Below are 16,868 nucleotides of genomic sequence, written 5' to 3' on the forward strand. Positions count from 1 at the left end.
GTGGTGCCTCGGGTGTGGTGCGTGCGCCGCCCGGTCGGGGACGGGTGGGGCGGGCTACTTCCCGACCCGGACGGTGGTCAGGTCGAGGAACCAGGACTGCGGCTGGACCAGGCCCTGGACCCTGGGCGACAGGGCCCGCGGGTTGCGGTCGTTGACCACGAAGAGCCAGGGCGCGTCCTGGGTGACCAGCGAGAGCGCCTTGCGGTAGCCGTCCTGGCGGCCGGCCTGGTCGGCGGAGCCGGCGGAGGACGCGAGCAGGTCGTCCACCTGCGGGTTGGCGTAGTGGCCGGTCCAGAACGGGCTCTTGGAGCCGATGAACAGCGGCAGCAGCGCCTCGGACTGGAACAGCGTGGTGGACTGGGCGATGGCGTCCGAACCGAGCGCGACCTGGCCCTTGGCCTCGGCGCCGATCAGCGTCGTCCAGTCGGTGGTGCGCAGCTCGACCTTGATGCCGACGGCGGCGAGGTCGCGCTGGAGGGCCTCGGCGATCGGCACCGGCAGCAGGTTGCCGGAGCCGCCGGTCGGCACGGTGACGGAGGTGGCGAAGCCGTTCGCGAACCCGGCCTCGGCGAGCAGCTGCCTGGCCTTGGCCGGGTCGTAGGAGTAGAGGTCGCCGGCCGGGTCGTAGGCGGCGGTGGCCCGCGGCGCGGCCTGGTAGGCGGGGTCGGCGGTGCCGTGCAGCAGCTTCTCGGCGATGGCCTTGCGGTCGATCGCGAAGTTGGCGGCCCGGCGGACCTGCGGGTTGTTCCAGGGCGCCTTGGCGGTGTCCAGGATCCAGTACCAGAGGTGGTCGTAGCTGTTGCTGACGATCCGGACGCCGTCGGCCTTGAGGCTCTCGATGTCGTCGGGGTTGGGGTACTCGATCCAGTTCACCCCGCCGGAGCGCAGGGCGGCGGTGCGGGCGGCGGCGTCCGGGAGCGCCTTGATCACCAGCTTGTCGAGCTTGGGGGCGCCCCGCCAGTAGGTCCTGTTGGCGACCAGGTCGATCTCCTGGCCCTCGGTCTGCGAGGCGAAGGCGAACGGGCCGGTGCCGACCGGGTGCTTGGAGAAGTCGGCGGAGCCGGTCTTGCGCACCGCGGTGGGGCTGGCGATCAGGACGTGGGCGAGGTCCTCGGGGAAGTGGCCGTTGGGCTCCTTGGTGACCAGTTCGATGTGGTCCTCGTCGGTCTTGCGGTACGAGGTGATGCCGCCCGCGTACTCCTTGGCGGCAGCGCCGAGCGCGTCGGTGTACTCGGGGCTGTTCCTGTCCAGGTAGCGGGCCAGGTTGAAGAGCACGGCGTCGGCGTCGAACGGGGTGCCGTCCTGGAAGGTGACGCCCTTGCGGAGGGTGAACGTCCAGGTCCTGGCGTCGGCGGCGACCTCCCAGGAGGTGGCGAGGGCGCCGGTGACGGCCGGCGGCCGGTCGGTGTCCTTGAGGAGCTCGTAGCGGGTGAGGCCCTCGTAGATCTGGAAGCCGACCAGGCGCTTGCCCTCGAAGCCGGCGCCGCCGATCACGGTGTCGGTGTTGGGCAGCTTGCCGGTGGCGCCGATCACCAGGGTGCCGCCGCGCTCGTCGCCGCCCGCGCCCGCGGCGCCGCTGCCGTCGGTGCCGGAGGCGCAGCCGGCGGCCGTGAGCAGGACGGCGGCGGCCGACAGCGCGGCGGCTCTGGAGCGGATGCGGGCGTTGTGCTTCATGGGTTCCTCGTTCGGTCGGGGCGTGCGGGTGCGGGTACAGCGGGTGCTGCGGGTACAGCAGGTACGGGTACAGCGGGTACGGGTGGTTCAGGTGCCCGGCGCGCGGCCGGTGGCGGCTTCGAGCAGGGCCCGGGTGTAGGGGTGGGCGGGGGCCTCCCAGAGCTCTGCGGCCGGGCCCTCCTCCAGCACCCGGCCGTGCCGCAGGACCAGCACCCGGTGGGCCAGGTGCCGGACCACGGCGAGGTCGTGGGAGATGAACAGGTAGGCCAGGCCGGTGCGCTGCTGGAGTTCGGTGAGCAGGTCGAGCAGGCGGGCCTGGACGCTGCGGTCCAACGCGGAGGTCGGTTCGTCGCAGACCACCAGGTCCGGACCGGTGGCCAGCGCCCGCGCCACGGCCACCCGCTGGAGCTGCCCGCCGGACAGCTCGCGGGGGTAGCGGTCCGCCAGGCCCGGGGCGAGGCCGACCTGTTCGAAGAGCCGGGCGACGGCCGCGGCCCGGTCGCCGCGGGGGGTGCCGTGCAGCCGCAGCGCGAAGGCCACCGCCTCGCCGGCCCGCAGAGCGGGGTTGAGCGAGCCGCGCGGGTGCTGCGGCACGAACTGCAGCCGGCCGCGCAGTGCCCGGTCGGCGCGTCCGCGCAGCCGGGACGGGTCTCGGCCGGCGAAGCGCACGGTGCCGGCGTCGGGGGCCAGCAGGCCGAGGGCGAGCCGGGCCAGGGTGGACTTGCCGGAGCCGGACTCGCCGACCAGGCCGACGGTCTCGCCCGGTGCGACGGTCAGGCTGACGCCGTCCAGGGCGGTCCGGTCGCGGTAGCGCTTGACGGCGCCGTCGACGGTGAGCAGGGCGGGCGGGCCGCCGCCCGGCGGTTCCCCACCGGTCGACGGTTCCCCGGCAGTCGGCGGTTCCCCACCGGTCGACAGCTCCCCGGCAGCCGGCAGAGCACCTGTCAGCGGCGTTCCCGTCATCGGCGTGCTCCCGGTTCGGCGGCGACCAGGGCCGCGGTGAAGGCGTGGTCCGGGTCGGCGAGGACCCGCTCGGCCGGACCGTGCTCGACGACCCGGCCCGCCCGCATCACCGCGACCGTCCCGCCGACCCGCCGGGCGGCCGCGAGGTCGTGGGTGACCAGCAGCACGGCGATGCCGCAGTCGGCGCGCAGGGTGGCGAAGAGGTCCAGGATGCGGCCGCGGACCAGGGCGTCCAGGGCGGTGGTCGGCTCGTCCGCGATCAGCAGCCCGGGCCCGCAGCAGACCGCGAGGGCGATCGCGGCCCGCTGGCGCAGCCCGCCCGAGAGCTCGTGCGGGTAGGCGCGGGCGACCCGCTCGGGGTCGGGGATGCCGGCGGTGGCGAGCAGCTTCGGCACGGCCGCGCGCGCCGCCCGGCGGCCCTCGGCGACCCGGTGGCGGCGCAGCACCTCGGCGAGCTGGGGGCCGATCCGGCGCAGCGGGTCGAGCGAGGCCGTCGGGTCCTGCGGCACGTACCCGATCCGCCGGCCGCGGATCGCGGACAGCTCCCGTTCGCCGAGGGCCCCCAGGTCGGTGCCCTCCAGCCGGACCGCGCCGGTGACCAGGGCGCCTCGGCCGGGCAGGCCGAGCAGGGTGCGGGCGACGGTGGTCTTGCCGCTCCCGGACTCGCCGAGCAGCACCAGCGCGCCGCCCGCCGCGAGGGTGAGCGACACCCCGTCCACCGCCCGGACCCCGCCGGGGTACTCGACGGTGAGGTCCTCGACCTCCAGCAGCGCACTCATCGGACGGCCTCCGCGAGGTGGGCGGCGCTGTCGCCGATGCGGGTGCGCAGGGCCTCGCCGAGGGTGTTGAAGACGACCGAGACCACCAGGATGGCGAGGCCGGGCAGGACGGCCACCCACGGGTGGGTGAGCAGGGCGGGCCGCAGCTCGTCGAGCATGGCGCCCCACTCGGCGGTGGGCGGGGCGACGCCGAGGCCGAGGAAGGAGAGGCCGGCGGCGTACACGACGGAGAGCCCGACCAGCGAGGAGGCGTACACCAGCACCACGGGGGCCACCACCGGCAGGACCTGGCGCAGGACCAGGGCGCCCCAGCCGGCGCCGCTCACCCGGGCGGCCTCCAGGTACTCGGCGGCGCGGATCCGCCGCGTCTCGGTGAACGCCACCCGGGCGACCGCCGGGGTGAGCACCACGGACAGGGCGAGGACGGTCGCACCGAGGCCGGGCCGCAGCAGGGTGGCGACGGCGATCGCCAGCAGGACCCCGGGGAAGGCGTAGAGCACGTCCAGGGAGCGCAGCAGGGCCTGTTCGGTGAACCGGCTGCCGAGGCCGGCCGCGATGCCGAGCAGGGCCCCGGCGACGGCGGCGACGGCCACCGGGACGAGCCCGCCGGTGAGCGAGGCCCGGGCGGCCCAGATCAGCCGGCTCAGCAGGTCGCGGCCCTGGCCGTCGGTGCCGAGCAGGTGGCCGGGGGTGCCCGGGTCGAGCAGCCGGTCCTGGAGGCGGCCGGCCGCCGGGTCGTCGGGGGCGAGCAGCGGCGCGGCGGCGGCGACCAGCACCAGCAGGACGGCCAGGGCGGCGGGGACGAGGACGCCCGCTCTTCTCCACGGCATGTCAGCTCCTCACCCGGGGGTCGATCGCCGCGTGCGCCGCGTCGACCAGGATGTTGAGGCCGACGAAGGCCACCGCGACCACCAGGACCCCGCCCTGGACCAGCGGCAGGTCGCGGGCGGTGAGCCCGTCGTAGAGCAGCCGGCCGATGCCGGGCCAGGCGAACAGGGTCTCCACGAAGACCACCCCCTCCAGCAGGTAGGCGAGTTGCAGGCCGCCGATGGTCAGCAGCGCGGGCGAGGCGTTGTGCACGCAGTGCCGCAGGACGGCGGCCCGGCCCAGGCCGCGGGCGCGCAGGCCGTCGGCGAGATCCCCGGCGAGCACCGAGCCGAGTGCGGCCCGGAACACCCGGGCGGTCAGTCCGAGCGGGACGAGCGCGGCGGCGACGGCGGGGAGCACCAGGTGCCGGAGCAGGTCGGCCGGGCCGCCGGAGCCGAACACGTCGTGGGTGCCGCCGGCCGGCAGCCAGCGCAGCTGGACCGAGAACACGGCGATCAGCAGCAGTGCCACCGAGTACTGCGGGGCGGAGACCGCCAGGGTGGACAGCGCTCCGGAGAGGCGCCCGCCCGGTCCGTGCGGGCGCAGGGCGCCGAGCGCGCCGAGGGCCGTGCCGCCGAGCAGGACCAGCAGGAAGGCGGCGGCGGTCAGGGTCAGGGTCTGGCCGAGTGCGGGGAGCAGCAGTTCGGCGACCGGGCGCTGGCTGGACACGGAGGTGCCGAGGTCGCCGGTGAGGGCGTGCCCCAGCCAGTCGGCGTACCGGACGGGCAGCGCCCGGTCCAGGCCGAGCCGTTCGGTGAGCTCTTGGCGGGCTTCGGGCGGGGCGCCGGGACCGAGGAAGGCCGCGACCGGGTCGCCGGGGACGAGGGCGACGGTCGCGTAGACCACGGCGGTGACGCCGAGCAGGGTGGGGACGGCCAGCAGCAGGCGGCGGAGCAGGAAGCCGGTCACCCGCCGGCCCTCCGGGTCGGGGCGCCGGACGGGCCGGCGGCGGGCCGGTGGGGCGGGGCGGGCATGGGGCGGGGTGTCCTTCCGGGGCGGGCTGGCCGCGAGCCGCGGCGCAGGTCCGCCGGCTCCGGCCGATGTGAGGAGGGTTGCGGAGGTGCGGACCGGACAGCCAGTCAGGAGTTCATGCTGTTACCGCTGATCACAGGATCGGCGGTGGGCGGTGAACCGCTGCCCCGGCCGCTGGGGCCCGGTCCTGTCCTTGACCTGCAAGAGCAGCCGGAACTAGGGTTCCCACATGGTTTATCGGCGGACCGACTTCACCCTGGTCGGGATCGGCGGCTCGTGGCACCGCAGGTGCTTCGACGAGCTGTGTCCACTGCGCGACGCGCGCTGACCCCTCCGAGACCACACCCGCGGCCGGTCGGCGCCCTCCTCCTCACCCCGGATCCGTCCCGCGCGCCCCGTCCGGCGCCGCCCCGGATCCCCGCCGTAGCGCCGTGCCCACCGGGCCGGCCCGCCACCTCCGAGGGGACCGCATCCGCGATGCCGTACCACACCGACCTGCCCTCCGTAGCCGGAGGCCCGCGATGGCAGCAGTGAGCAAGTTCTCCGCCCCGGCCGGCCACCGCGGCCGCCGCCACCCCGCCCGCCGACCGCAGCGCGGCGCGGCCCTCGGCGCCCCGGACCCGTCCGCGGTCCCGGGCGCCCCGGTCGAATCGCTGCACGCCGAGATCGACAACCCGCTCGACCTGATCGCCGGTCACCAGCTGCTGGCCGAACCCGCGCCGGTGGCCGCGGCCGCCCGGACGATCGGCGGCTGCGCCTGCGGCCACCCGATGTGCGCGGCCGACGACCGCCACCACCCCACCGCCACCCGGGTGTTCCTGGTCGAACGGCACCCGGTGGCCAGTGCCGGGCTGCGCAGCGTGCTGGCCACCGTGCCGGGTCTCAGCGTGGTCGGGTCCACCGGGGACCCGGTGCGGGCGGTGGCCGCCGTCCACCGCGTCAGACCCGACGTGATCCTGCTCGGCCGGGGTGCCTGCCTCAACGACGACCTGGCCGCCGTGGTCGCGCTGCGCGGGCCCGACGGCGCACCGGGCGCCCGGGTCCTGCTGCTGCGCCGGGCCGAGTCCACCGCCGAGGCCAGCCGGATCCTGCTGGCCGGGGCCAGCGGCTGCTTCCCGCTCGACCTGGCCGAGGAGCGGATCATCGGCGCCGTCCAACTCGCCGCGGCCGGCGGGTCGGTGTTCCTTCCGGCGCCGCCGGCCGCCCGTACCCACCAGGCCGGGCCGCCGTCGCACGCCGCCGAACCGCCGCCGCAGCAGGCCGGGTTGACCGGGCGGGAGCGCGAGGTGCTGGCCAAGCTCGGGCTCGGCCTGAGCAATGCCGAGATCGGGCGCGAACTCGCCCTGGCCGAGGCCACCGTGAAGAAGCACCTGACCCAGGCCATGCGCAAGACCGGCCAGTCCGACCGGCTGCGTGCCGCGCTCTACGCCCACCGGCACGGTCTGGCGGGCTGACCAGCCCGGTCCGAACGAGCCCGACCCGAACGAGCCCTGACGAACCGCCCCGAGGGCGGGTCCCGCCGACTGCGGGGCCCGCCCTCCGCCGTGTGCGCAACCGCGGGCCGCGAAGCAGCCGGGCGGCGGGCAGCGGGGGCGCCCCGGACGGCCGGGGGCCCGGTCCGGGCGACCTTCGGAGCATCCGGACGGCGACCATCGGCGCCCCGGGCGGCGCCGTTCGGGGCTTCTGGGGCGCTCTCCCCGCTCCGTAGCGTGGCGGCAGACGACAAGCGGTCCGAGCTGCACGTGAAGCCGAAGGGAGACGGCCCGATGGGTGATGTGTCCGACGGAACCGGTGATCCGAACGGGCCGGAGGCCGGGCGGCTGACAGCCGTGCTGGCAACAGCGGGCACCGGCGGCGGCCCCCGGCCCGAGACCCGGTCCCCGTACCGGGCGATGCCGGACGCCGACCGGTCCGCGCTGTGGCGCCAGCGGCTGCACGAGGCCGAGGCCGGCCTCACCCGCTACCTGGTCTCGCGCGGTGACGAGCTGCACCTGACCGACTGGTTCGCCCTCCAGTCGGAGATCTTCGCCGACCTGCCGGGGCCCGGTGCCCCCGCCGCCGAGTGGCAGCGGGTGTTCTTCCGCGGCCAGGCGCTGATGGAGCGGTTCCTGGTGGCCCGGTACGGCGAGGAGGTGCTGGCCGCCTGGGCGCGGTCCAACGCCGAGGTGCACCGGGAGGTCGAACCGGACTTCGGCCGGGGCGCCGCCGACCCGATCCACCGGATCGCCCGGCAGGCCGAACTGTACGGATCCGACTACGAGTTCGACGACGACGCGGCGCCCTCCGCCGAGCGGGCCGCGCTGACCATCACCCACTGCGCGATCTGGGACTACCGCGAGCAGGCCCGCCGCTCCGGTGTCCGCATCACGCTCGCCTCACCGTGCACCTACTGCACCGAGGCGCTCTCCGCCAACATCCGGGCCAAGGGCCACCGCCCCTCCCACCGCCTGCACAACGGCCCGACCGGCCACGGCTGCCGCTGGGAGGCCTGCGCACCCGAGGCCGCCACCTCCGACGAGTCCCGGGAGTCCTGAATGTGCGGAGTCACCGGCTGGATCGACTGGCGCACCGACCTGCGCCACCAGGAGCGCGTGCTCCGGGAGATGACCGCCACCCTGGTCTGCCGCGGCCCCGACGCCGACGGCGTCTGGCTGTCCCGGCACGCCGCGCTCGGCCACCGCCGACTGTCCGTGATCGACCTCGACGGCGGCGCCCAGCCGCTGCCCGACCACCCGGCCGGGCCGCCCGGCACGGTCCTCGGCTACAACGGCGAGCTGTACAACCACCGTGAGCTGCGGGCCGAGCTGGAGGCCCTGGGGCATGTCTTCCGGACCCGCTCCGACACCGAGGTGGTGCTCCGCGCCCACCTCCAGTGGGGCCGGGACGCGCCGAGCCGGTTCAACGGCATCTTCGCGTACGCCCTCTGGGACGACCGGCGCGAGGAACTGCTGCTGGTCCGCGACCACCTGGGCATCAAGCCGCTGTACTGGCACGCCCACCCGGACGGGGTGCTGTTCGGCTCCGAGCCGAAGGCGGTGCTGGCCAACCCGCTGTTCCGCGCCGAACTGGACGCCGAGGGCATCGCCGAGCTGTTCGCCCTGCCGGCCGCGCCGAGCGCCGGGCACGGGCTGTTCCGCGGGCTGCACGAGGTCCGCCCCGGCCACCTGGTCGCCGTCACCCGCGGCGCCACCCGTGAACTGCGGTACTGGCGGCTGGAGTCGGCCGAGCACCCGGACGACGCGGCGACCACCCGCGACACCGTCCGCGCCCTGCTCGCCGACGCCGTGGAGCGGCAGCTGATCAGCGACGTCCCGCTCTGCACCCTGCTCTCCGGCGGCGTGGACTCCAGCGCCGTCACCGCCCTGGCCGCCGCCGCCCGCGAACGGGCCGGCCAGGGCAAGATCGCCAGCTTCTCGGTGGACTTCCCCGGCAGCGCCGACCGCACCCCCGACGCCTGGCGCACCACCCTCGACGCCCCCTACGTCCAGGCCGCCGCCGAGCACATCGGCACCCTGCACACCTCCGTGCTGGTGCCCGACGACGACCTGCTGGACGCCCGGGACGCCGTGCTGCGCGCCCGCGACCGGCCCGGCTGGGGCGAGATGGACGCCTCGCTGCACCTGCTCTTCCGCGAGGTGCGGCGGCGCTCCACGGTGGCGCTCTCCGGCGAGGCCGCCGACGAGATCTTCGGCGGCTACCCCTACTTCCACGACCCGGCGGCGCTCGCCGCGCCGACCTTCCCCTGGCTGCACGGCCGGACCACCCCGGCGGCGCTGCTGCGCCCCGAGGTGGCGGCCGAGGTCCGCCCCGAGGAGTACACGGCCGCCGCGTACCACCGCTCGATCGCCGAGGTGCCGCGGCTGGCCGGGGAGTCGCCCGAACAGGCCCGGATCCGCGAGGTGTTCCACCTGGCGCTGACCCGCTGGCTGCCCCCGCTGCTGGACCGGGTGGACCGGGTGTCGATGTCGGTGGGCCTGGAGGTGCGGGTGCCGTTCTGCGACCACCGCCTGGTGGAGTACCTGTGGAACGTCCCCTGGGCGCTGAAGGCGCCGCAGGGGCGTTCCAAGGGCCTGCTGCGCGACGCCGTCCGGGACCTGCTGCCCCCGCAGGTGGCCGACCGGCCGAAGAGCGGCTACCCGTCCACGCCGGCCGTCCGCTACACCGAGGTGCTGACGGAGCGGGCCCGGGAGCTGCTGGCCGACCCGAACGCGCCGGTGTTCGACCTGGTGGACCGGGAGGCCGTCCGCGGCCTGCTGGCGGCGGGCCGGCCGCTGCCCGGGCCGCGGACCGCGCCGAACCCGGTCGGCGGGCTGGACCACCTCGTCCAGGTCGACGAGTGGCTGCGCGCGTACCGGGTGAGGCTGCGATGAGCGCCCCCGCCCGGAGCCCGCGGGCGTCCGCACCCGCGGCGCACGCAGCGCCCAAAGCACCGCCCGCAGCGCCCACAGCGCCGGCCGTGTCCGAAGCGCCGGCCGCACCCGCCGCCGAGGAGGCCTTCCGGGCCGCCGCCCGCGGCTGGAGCACCGGGGTCGCGGTCGTCACCACCCGGGCCGGGGACGAGGTGTTCGCCAAGACGGTGTCCTCGTTCTGCACCCTCTCCCTCGACCCGCTGCTGGTCACCGTCGCGGTCAGCCGGCACAGCCCGCTGGTCGCCGCGGTGCGCGGCTCCGGCCTTTTCGCCGTCTCGATCCTGACGGACCGTCAGCGCGATGTCGCCCGGCGCTTCGCCGCGCCCGGCTCCGGCCGCGCGCTCGGGGTGTTCACCGCCGTGCCGATGCGGCCCGGGACCACCGGCGCCCCCGTCCTGGAGGACGCCCTGGCCTGGTTCGACTGCCGGCTGCACGGCCTGCTGCCCGGCGGCGACCACACCATCCTGGTCGGCCGGGTCGCCGCCGCCGACACCGGCTCCGGAGAGCCGCTGCTCTACCACGACGGCCAGTACCGGCTGCTGGCCCCCACCCCCCTCACCTCGACAGGAGTCGGCACATGACCCTGCTGGAAACGGACCGCGGCCCGGGCACCCCCGGCGCCGCCCGCGGCCTGCTCACCGGCGACCGGTACCGGGCCGAACTCGACGACGGCCGCGAGCTGTACCTCGACGGCCGGCGGATCGACAACCCGGCCGAGCACCCCGCCTTCCGCCCGGCCGCCGACGAACTCGCCCGGCTGATCGACCTCCAGCACGACCCCGAGCACCACGACCTGCTCACCTGGAAGGACCCGGAGAGCGGTCTACGGCTCGCCCGCGCCTACCAGCCGCCGCGCACCCCGGAGGACCTCCGGCTGCAGCGCCGCAGCGCCGAGTTCTGGCACGCCGAGGCGCTCGGCCAGCAGGGCCGCTCCCCCGCCTTTATGGCCTCGATCGCCGTCGGCGTCTACGACTTCCGCCACCGGCTGGCCTCCGCCGACCCGCGCTTCGGCGCCAACGCCGAGGCCTGGTACCGGCACTGCGCCACCAACGACCTGGTGCTCTCGCACGCCCTCGGCGACCCGCAGATCGACCGCTCCGCCGATCCGGTGGACGACCCGGACCTCGCCCTGCGGGTCCTGGAGGAGAACGAGCGCGGCATCGTGGTGCGCGGCGCCAAGCAGCTCACCACCCTCGCCCCGCTCGCCCACGAGGTGCTGGTCTACCTGTCGGCCTCGTTCACCCAGCGCCGCGGCGAGCAGTTCGTGGTCTGGTTCGCCCTGCCGCTGAACACCCCCGGCCTGGTCACGCTCGCCCGCGAGCCGCTCGGCAGCGCCCCCTGGGGCCACGCCCACCCGCTCGGCGCGCGCTTCGACGAGCAGGACGCGATGCTCTTCTTCGACGACGTGCTCGTCCCCTGGGACCGCGTGTTCCTGCTCCGCGACGGCGAGTTGGCCCGCACCGGCCTCGGCCGGATCAACGCCTGGAGCGCGTACGTCGGCCACATCCGCTACCGCGAGCGGCTGCGCACCCTGCTGGCCACCGCCACCCTGGTCGCCGAGTCGATCGGCGTGGACGGCTTCCGCAACATCCAGGAGGACCTGGGCCGGCTCGCCGGGTACGCCGAGCTCACCGAGTACTTCCTGGACGCCGCCGAGGCCCGCGGCGCCCTCACCGACGGCGGCCTGTTCGCCCCCGGCGACACCGCCGCCTCCCGCGTCTGGTCCGCCGAGGTGGCCGGCAGCGCCGTCGAGATCGTCCGCCGGATCGGCGCCTCCGGCCTGCTGATCCAGCCCACCGCCGGCGACCTCGCCAACCCCCGGCTGCGCCCGCACCTCGACCGCTACATGCGCGGGCGCGGCATCGACGCCGAGCGCAAGTCCCGGCTGTTCCGGCTCGCCTGGGAGCTCACCGGGGACGGCTTCGGCCAGCGCCAGGACCTCTACGAGTACGTGCACCGCGGCGACCTCGCCCGCAACCGGATCAACCTCTACCGGCGGTACGACCAGAGCGCCGCCCGACAGCGGCTGCTGGACCTCGTCGACCGACCCGCCGCCGACCACCCCACCACCCCTTCGGAGGCCCGACCGTGACCGCGTCCGCCGTCGAGATCCAGTCCCGCACCCTCGCCGGTTACGCCGACGCCAGTCGGCTGCGCCAGGTCCAGGACCGCGACTGGGTGCTCGACCAGCTCACCACCGCCCCGCAGACCCTGATCGACCTCGGCAGCGGCATCGGCCAGCTGCTCCAGGCCGCCCTGGAGCGCTTCCCCGGACTGCGGCTCGCCGTGGGCCTGGAGCGCTCCGAGCACCGGCTGGCCGAGGCGGCCGAGCGGCTGCGGCCCTACGGCGCGCGGGTCGCCCTGCACCGGGCCGACCTCACCGTGCCCGAGCCGCTGCCGCACCGGGCGGAGGTGATCACCCAGACCTCCGTGCTGCACTGGCTCCACCCGGACGAGGAGCGGATCTTCGCCTGGGCCGCCGCCCACCTCGCCCCCGGCGGCCGGTTCCTGCTCACCACCTACCACCCGGCCCGGGACGCGCACGGCCTCGGCGGCGAGGACGAGCTGGTCCGCGACGCCCTGGTCGCCCTCGGCACCCCGCAGGACGCCGTCCCCGGCGTGTTCGAGCGCGGCGGGGTGCTGCCGATCGCGGTGCGCACCCGGACCACCGACGACCTGGCCCGGGTGCTGGGCCCGCACCTCGCCGTCGACGGCCATCTGGAGCGCGACGCCGTGGTCACCGTCGAGAGCGCCGAGCAGTACGAACACTTCCACGCCGCGACCTTCGGCGACTACTACAGCCGGCTCGTCCCGGCCGAGCAGCGGGCCGCGTTCTTCCGCGCCGTCGGCGAGAGCGCCTGGCGCCGGCAGCGCGAGCGCGGCCACGTCAGCCACATGCCGGTCCGGCTGTGGCAGCTGACGCCCCGCTGACACCGCGCCATCGTTAACACTGTGTGATGCCCGCCGGCGAGGCCCCCGCCACCGGCGGGCACCGCCTACTCTGGAACGGCCCCGCACCAACCTCCCGCCGAGGAGCACCACCGTGTCAACTCCCGCCGCCGGCCAGGAACTCGGCGCCTTCCTGCGCGCCCACCGGGAACTCCTCAAGCCCGCCGACGTCGGCCTCACCGCCACCGCCCGCCGCCGCACCCCCGGCCTGCGCCGCGAGGAGGTCGCCTCGCTCTCCGGCGTCGGCCTGGCCTGGTACACCTGGCTGGAGCAGGGCCGGGTCACCGCCTCCCGGCAGGTCCTGGAGGCCGTCGCCCGGGCCCTGCGGCTGGACGCGGCCGGGCTGCGGCACGCCATGCGGCTCGCCGGGTACCACGAGCCGGCGCCGGCCGGCGGCGAGCAGGGCCCCGGCCGGCTCGCCGAGGCCGTCCAGCCCGTCCTGGACTCCTGGCCGACCAGCCCCGCCGTGCTGCTCGACCGCTACTTCGACCTGCTCGGCTGGAACGCCGCCTGGGCGGCGCTCTGGGGCGCGCCCGAGGCCGTCCCCGCCGACCGGCGCAACCTGATGTGGCTGATGGCCGCCGACGGACGGCTGCGCGCCGTGCTGCACGACTGGGAGCCGCTCGCGATGAACGTCTTCCAGCACTTCCGCGCGCAGGCCGGGCCCGCCCTGGCCGACACCCGCACCGGCGAGGTCTACCGCCGCCTGGACGCCGACGCGCCGGAGCTCCGCCACTGGTGGGGCTGCCACTCGGTGGCGGAGCTGACCGCCCGGACCGTCACCGTCGAACCGGCCGGGATCGGCCCGGTCCGGCTGGCGCTGTCCTCGTTCCACCCGGTCGACGACCCGTCGGCGCTGGTGCTGCTGTTCACCCCGGCGGGCGCCGCCGACCGGGCCCGGATGACCGACCTGGTCGAGCACCCGCTGCGGGCCGTCCCCGGCGGCCCGGCGGAGGACCGCCGGGCCGGCTGAGGACCGCGGACGCCCGCGGACGCCGTTCGGGCGCCGTCAGGCGGCGGCCCGGCGCAGGCGCAGGTTGACCGCCAGTCCGCCGAGCGCGGCGAGCAGGGCCAGCCCCCCGCCGACCAGCAGGGTGCCGTCCGCCACGTCGTCGAACGCGCCCACCGCCCAGGCGCCCAGACCGGTGCCCGCGTACATCGTCGAGGTCAGCCAGGCGCTGGAGGTCGCGCGCAGCTCGGGGGCGAGGGTGCCGGCCAGCGTCTGCTGGTCCGTCACGAAGCTCCCGGAGGCCAGGAACCAGACCACCACCCCCGCCAGCGCGACCACCAGCACCGGGCCCTGCGCGAAGACCACGACGCCGACCGCCAGCAGCACGCCCCACAGCGGCAGCAGCGGGAGGTCGCTGCGCCCGGCCGCCCGCGCGCGGTCGCCGAGCCGCCCGCCCAGCAGCGAGCCCGCCACACTGCCCGCGCCGACCAGCACGCCCACCAGGCCGAGCGCCTCCACCGACAGGTCGAAGCGCTGCACCAGCACCGCGCCGAGGAAGGTGTACGCGCCCAGGTTCGCCGCGTGGAAGACGGTGTTGACCAGCAGGGCGCGGCGCAGCGCCGGATCGCCCCAGCCCGCCAGGACCGCCCGGACCGCCCCCACCTGCGGGCCCGCCGGCGCGGTGCTCCCCTTCACCTGGCGCAGCAGCAGCGGGACGGCCGCCGCGGTGCCGACGGCCAGCGCCCAGAACGCCGAGCGCCAGCCTGCCAGTCCGGCCAGGAAGCCGCCCAGCGGCACGCCGATCACCTGGCCGGAGGAGAACAGCGCCATGCCCAGGCCGAGCGCCCGGCCGCGGACCGCGTCCGGCGCGGTCTCCGCGATGTGCGCCCAGATCGCCGGACCGGCCGCGGCCGCCGCCAGTCCGGCCACCGCGCGGGAGAGCACCAGCAGGGTCAGGCCGGTGGAGAGTGCGGCGGCCGCGTTCGAGAGCACGAACAGCAGGGTGCCGGCGAGCAGTGTGCGCCGCCGTCCGAAGCGGTCACTCAGCAGGCCGAGGAAGGGCGCGGACACCGCGTACACCAGGACGTAGGCGGTGACGCTGGCCGCGGCCGCCGACTCGCTCGTGCGGATCGACTCCGCGATCGTCGGGAGCAGCGGCGACACCAGGAAGGTCTCGGTGCCGAACAGGAACAGCAGCACGAACACCCCGGCGTAGCGCCACCGGTCGAAGCCCGGTGCGGGGTCGGCCGCCGACGGGTCGGCCACCGCGGTCGCCGGTGCCTCGGTCGCCGGTGCCTCGGCCACCGTGGGCCCGGTCCTCGTCCGCTCGGGCAGGGGCGGGTCGGAGATGCTGCTCACAGCGATCACCACCTTGTCGTTCGGGCGCGGCCGCGCCCTCGGACGACGGGCGGATGGCGGCCGCGGCGGCGGGCAGGGCGTCCGATGCCGCCATCGTCGGGTCGGCCGGGGCGGGGCAGCCAGACAGGCGATCATCCTGTGACCCCTGCTCACAGGCTGCTCCGCCGGGGCGCGCGGGCGGCCCGGCGGATGAACTCGGCGGGCGGGCCCGGCGGGTGAGCCCAGCAGTTGGGCTCAGCGGGTGAGCTCGGCCAGCCGGTGGGTGGCGGCGGTCACGCCCGGGTGCCGGGTCGGGTGGGCGTCCAACCGGCCACGCAGGCCGCGCAGTTCGTGGCGGACCAGGGCGGGCAGCGCCGTCCCGGTGCCGGCCAGCAGCGGGTCGAGGAGCTCGACGGCGGCCTGCGGGTCGTGGGCGCAGAGGTGGCAGTCGGCGATGCGGATGGTGAACAGCAGCCTGGAGCTCGGCAGTTGGTTCGGCGCCAGGAGCCGCAGCGCGGTGTACGCGGCGTCGGCGGCGCGCAGCGCGAGGCGGGGGTCGCCGACGGTCGCGGCGGCGTCGCGCAGGGCGGCGGCGGCGCCGGCCTCGACCCGCAGGCGCATCGAGGCGATGGAGAGCCAGGGCGCGTCGGACTCGTCCCCCGCGCCGATGTGGTCGAGGTGCAGCCGGGCGCGGGCGATGTGCCGGACGGTCTCGCGGACGTCGCCGGCCAGGCCGTGCGCACGGGCCTGGGAGACCTGGGCCATCGCGCCCGCCCAGTGCCGGCCGGGGGCGGCGCGGCTGATCTCGCGGGCGTAGCCGAGGGCCGAGGCGGCGTCGCCCTCCAGCCGGGCGAGGGTGCTCATGTCGCTGAGCGCGGCGACCTGGGTGCCCGGGTCGTCGGCCAGTTCGGACCAGGTGAGCGCCCGGTCGAAGCAGGCCATCGCGGTGGCGTTGCGGCCGGTCTGCATGCGCAGGCCCCCGGCGGCGTGGGCGTACTCGGCGGCGAGCCGGGCGAGCGGGCGGCGGGCGCGGGCGTCCGCGGTGAGCGCGAGCCGCCGCAGGATGGCGCGCAGGGTGTGTTCGACGGTGGGCAGGCCCGGGCGCATGCTCTCCTCTCCGGCCCGCAGGTGGACGGCGAGGAGTCCGGTGAGGGCGTGCGCGGTGTCGGCGTCCAGGGGCGGCGGGCCGGCCGGGCGGGCCGCGCAGAAGGCGGTGTGCAGGGCGGCGATGTCGGCGGGCCCCGGGACGGCGCACCCGGCGGCGCCGTGCAGCGGGCAGAGCAGCCCGTAGTCGGGGAGGCGGGCGGGCAGCAGGGCGGCCAGCGGCGGCAGCGGCGCGAGGCCCTCGTCGGGGGCCGGGAGCGGCGGGCGGGCGAGTCCGGTGGGGACGGGCGGGCGGCCGTCCTCGTCCTGTTCCTCGGCCCGGCGGCAGGCGGTGAGCAGGTCGCCGTCGGCGGCGAGCAGTTCGTCGAACCGGGCGGCCAGCCGCGGGCCGGCCCGGCGGGTGCCGTGCTCGAACCTGCTGATGGCGGTGTGGTCGTAGCCGACGGCGGCGCCGAGCTGGGCCTGGGTGAGGCCGACGCGTCGGCGCCAGAGGCGCAGCCGGGTGCCGAAGGTGCGCCAGGCGTCGGCGGAGGCGGGCCCGGGCGGGGCGTCGGTGGGCGCGTCGGCGCGGTCGCGGTGCACGGGCAACCCTCCCCGGTCCCCTCGGTCTCCCCCCGCCGGCGGGCACTTCGGGTGGGCCGCCGCTGTCTGGACGGTACTCGACCGGGACCCGGTCCGTACATGAGGTGGTCTCAACCAATTTTCGGACCGCCCGCTCGCCGGAGCGCCGGGTTTGACAGAACTTGCCGAAGCCGCCGTCGCCAAGACCAAGCCGTTGACCGGGGCATGACGGCGTGTGAGGGTTCCGGCACCCGAGCGCGGACACCCCCCGCACCGGCCGTCCGCCGGGCGGCCCCGTAGAGA

The 16,868-nt window shown here is 76.4% G+C and carries 14 protein-coding genes; 7 read left to right on the forward strand and 7 right to left on the reverse strand.

The window, feature by feature from the left end:
- Positions 1–54: 54 nt before the first annotated feature.
- The 5 genes from ACFVVX_RS25465 to ACFVVX_RS25485 all read right to left on the reverse strand — a co-directional run bounded on the left by ACFVVX_RS25465 (position 55) and on the right by ACFVVX_RS25485 (position 5,192).
- A complete protein-coding gene (locus ACFVVX_RS25465) occupies positions 55–1,674 on the reverse strand; it encodes an ABC transporter substrate-binding protein (RefSeq protein ID WP_387948933.1) in 1,620 nt (539 codons plus the stop codon).
- Between the two features lie 87 nt (positions 1,675–1,761).
- Positions 1,762–2,637, reverse strand: coding sequence for an ABC transporter ATP-binding protein (locus tag ACFVVX_RS25470; protein WP_387948934.1), 876 nt, complete (start codon positions 2,635–2,637; stop codon positions 1,762–1,764).
- Complete coding sequence (locus ACFVVX_RS25475) at positions 2,634–3,416, reverse strand: ABC transporter ATP-binding protein (RefSeq protein ID WP_387948935.1); 783 nt, start codon at positions 3,414–3,416, stop codon at positions 2,634–2,636. The genes ACFVVX_RS25470 and ACFVVX_RS25475 overlap by 4 nt, the downstream gene beginning before the upstream one ends.
- Positions 3,413–4,246 (reverse strand): ABC transporter permease, encoded by an 834-nt coding sequence (locus ACFVVX_RS25480; RefSeq protein WP_387948936.1) that lies wholly within the window; start codon positions 4,244–4,246, stop codon positions 3,413–3,415. Before ACFVVX_RS25480 ends, ACFVVX_RS25475 begins: the two co-directional genes overlap by 4 nt.
- Before the next feature lies 1 nt (position 4,247).
- Positions 4,248–5,192, reverse strand: coding sequence for an ABC transporter permease (locus ACFVVX_RS25485; protein WP_387948937.1), 945 nt, complete (start codon positions 5,190–5,192; stop codon positions 4,248–4,250).
- Positions 5,193–5,776: 584 nt separating this feature from the next.
- Here ACFVVX_RS25485 and ACFVVX_RS25490 point away from each other — a divergent pair.
- From ACFVVX_RS25490 to ACFVVX_RS25520, 7 genes are all read left to right on the forward strand, one after another.
- Entirely contained in the window at positions 5,777–6,709 is a 933-nt protein-coding gene (locus tag ACFVVX_RS25490) for a LuxR C-terminal-related transcriptional regulator (RefSeq protein WP_387948938.1), read from the forward strand.
- Between the two features lie 312 nt (positions 6,710–7,021).
- Positions 7,022–7,789: a hypothetical protein gene (locus tag ACFVVX_RS25495; protein WP_387948939.1), complete on the forward strand. Its 768-nt coding sequence runs from the start codon at positions 7,022–7,024 to the stop codon at positions 7,787–7,789.
- Positions 7,790–9,625, forward strand: a complete 1,836-nt coding sequence (asnB, locus tag ACFVVX_RS25500; protein ID WP_387948940.1) for an asparagine synthase (glutamine-hydrolyzing) — start codon at positions 7,790–7,792, stop codon at positions 9,623–9,625.
- Positions 9,626–9,711: 86 nt separating this feature from the next.
- Positions 9,712–10,245, forward strand: coding sequence for a flavin reductase family protein (locus tag ACFVVX_RS25505; protein ID WP_387948941.1), 534 nt, complete (start codon positions 9,712–9,714; stop codon positions 10,243–10,245).
- Positions 10,242–11,756 (forward strand): 4-hydroxyphenylacetate 3-hydroxylase family protein, encoded by a 1,515-nt coding sequence (locus ACFVVX_RS25510; protein WP_387948942.1) that lies wholly within the window; start codon positions 10,242–10,244, stop codon positions 11,754–11,756. Before ACFVVX_RS25505 ends, ACFVVX_RS25510 begins: the two co-directional genes overlap by 4 nt.
- Positions 11,753–12,595 carry a class I SAM-dependent methyltransferase gene (locus ACFVVX_RS25515; protein ID WP_387948943.1) on the forward strand — a complete coding sequence of 281 codons (843 nt, stop codon included), beginning with the start codon at positions 11,753–11,755 and terminating at the stop codon, positions 12,593–12,595. The genes ACFVVX_RS25510 and ACFVVX_RS25515 overlap by 4 nt, the downstream gene beginning before the upstream one ends.
- A gap of 112 nt (positions 12,596–12,707) precedes the next feature.
- Positions 12,708–13,586, forward strand: coding sequence for a helix-turn-helix domain-containing protein (locus ACFVVX_RS25520; protein ID WP_387948944.1), 879 nt, complete (start codon positions 12,708–12,710; stop codon positions 13,584–13,586).
- A gap of 36 nt (positions 13,587–13,622) precedes the next feature.
- On the opposite strand, the gene ACFVVX_RS25525 is transcribed toward ACFVVX_RS25520, so the two are convergent.
- Together ACFVVX_RS25525 and ACFVVX_RS25530 are read right to left on the reverse strand one after the other, a co-directional pair.
- Positions 13,623–14,921: an MFS transporter gene (locus ACFVVX_RS25525; protein ID WP_387948945.1), complete on the reverse strand. Its 1,299-nt coding sequence runs from the start codon at positions 14,919–14,921 to the stop codon at positions 13,623–13,625.
- A gap of 234 nt (positions 14,922–15,155) precedes the next feature.
- On the reverse strand, positions 15,156–16,586 hold the full coding sequence (locus tag ACFVVX_RS25530) for a helix-turn-helix domain-containing protein (protein WP_387948946.1): 1,431 nt from the start codon (positions 16,584–16,586) through the stop codon (positions 15,156–15,158).
- Between the last annotated feature and the right edge of the window lie 282 nt (positions 16,587–16,868).

It is taken from the genome of Kitasatospora sp. NPDC058170 (genome assembly GCF_042883905.1).
Taxonomy (GTDB): domain Bacteria; phylum Actinomycetota; class Actinomycetes; order Streptomycetales; family Streptomycetaceae; genus Kitasatospora.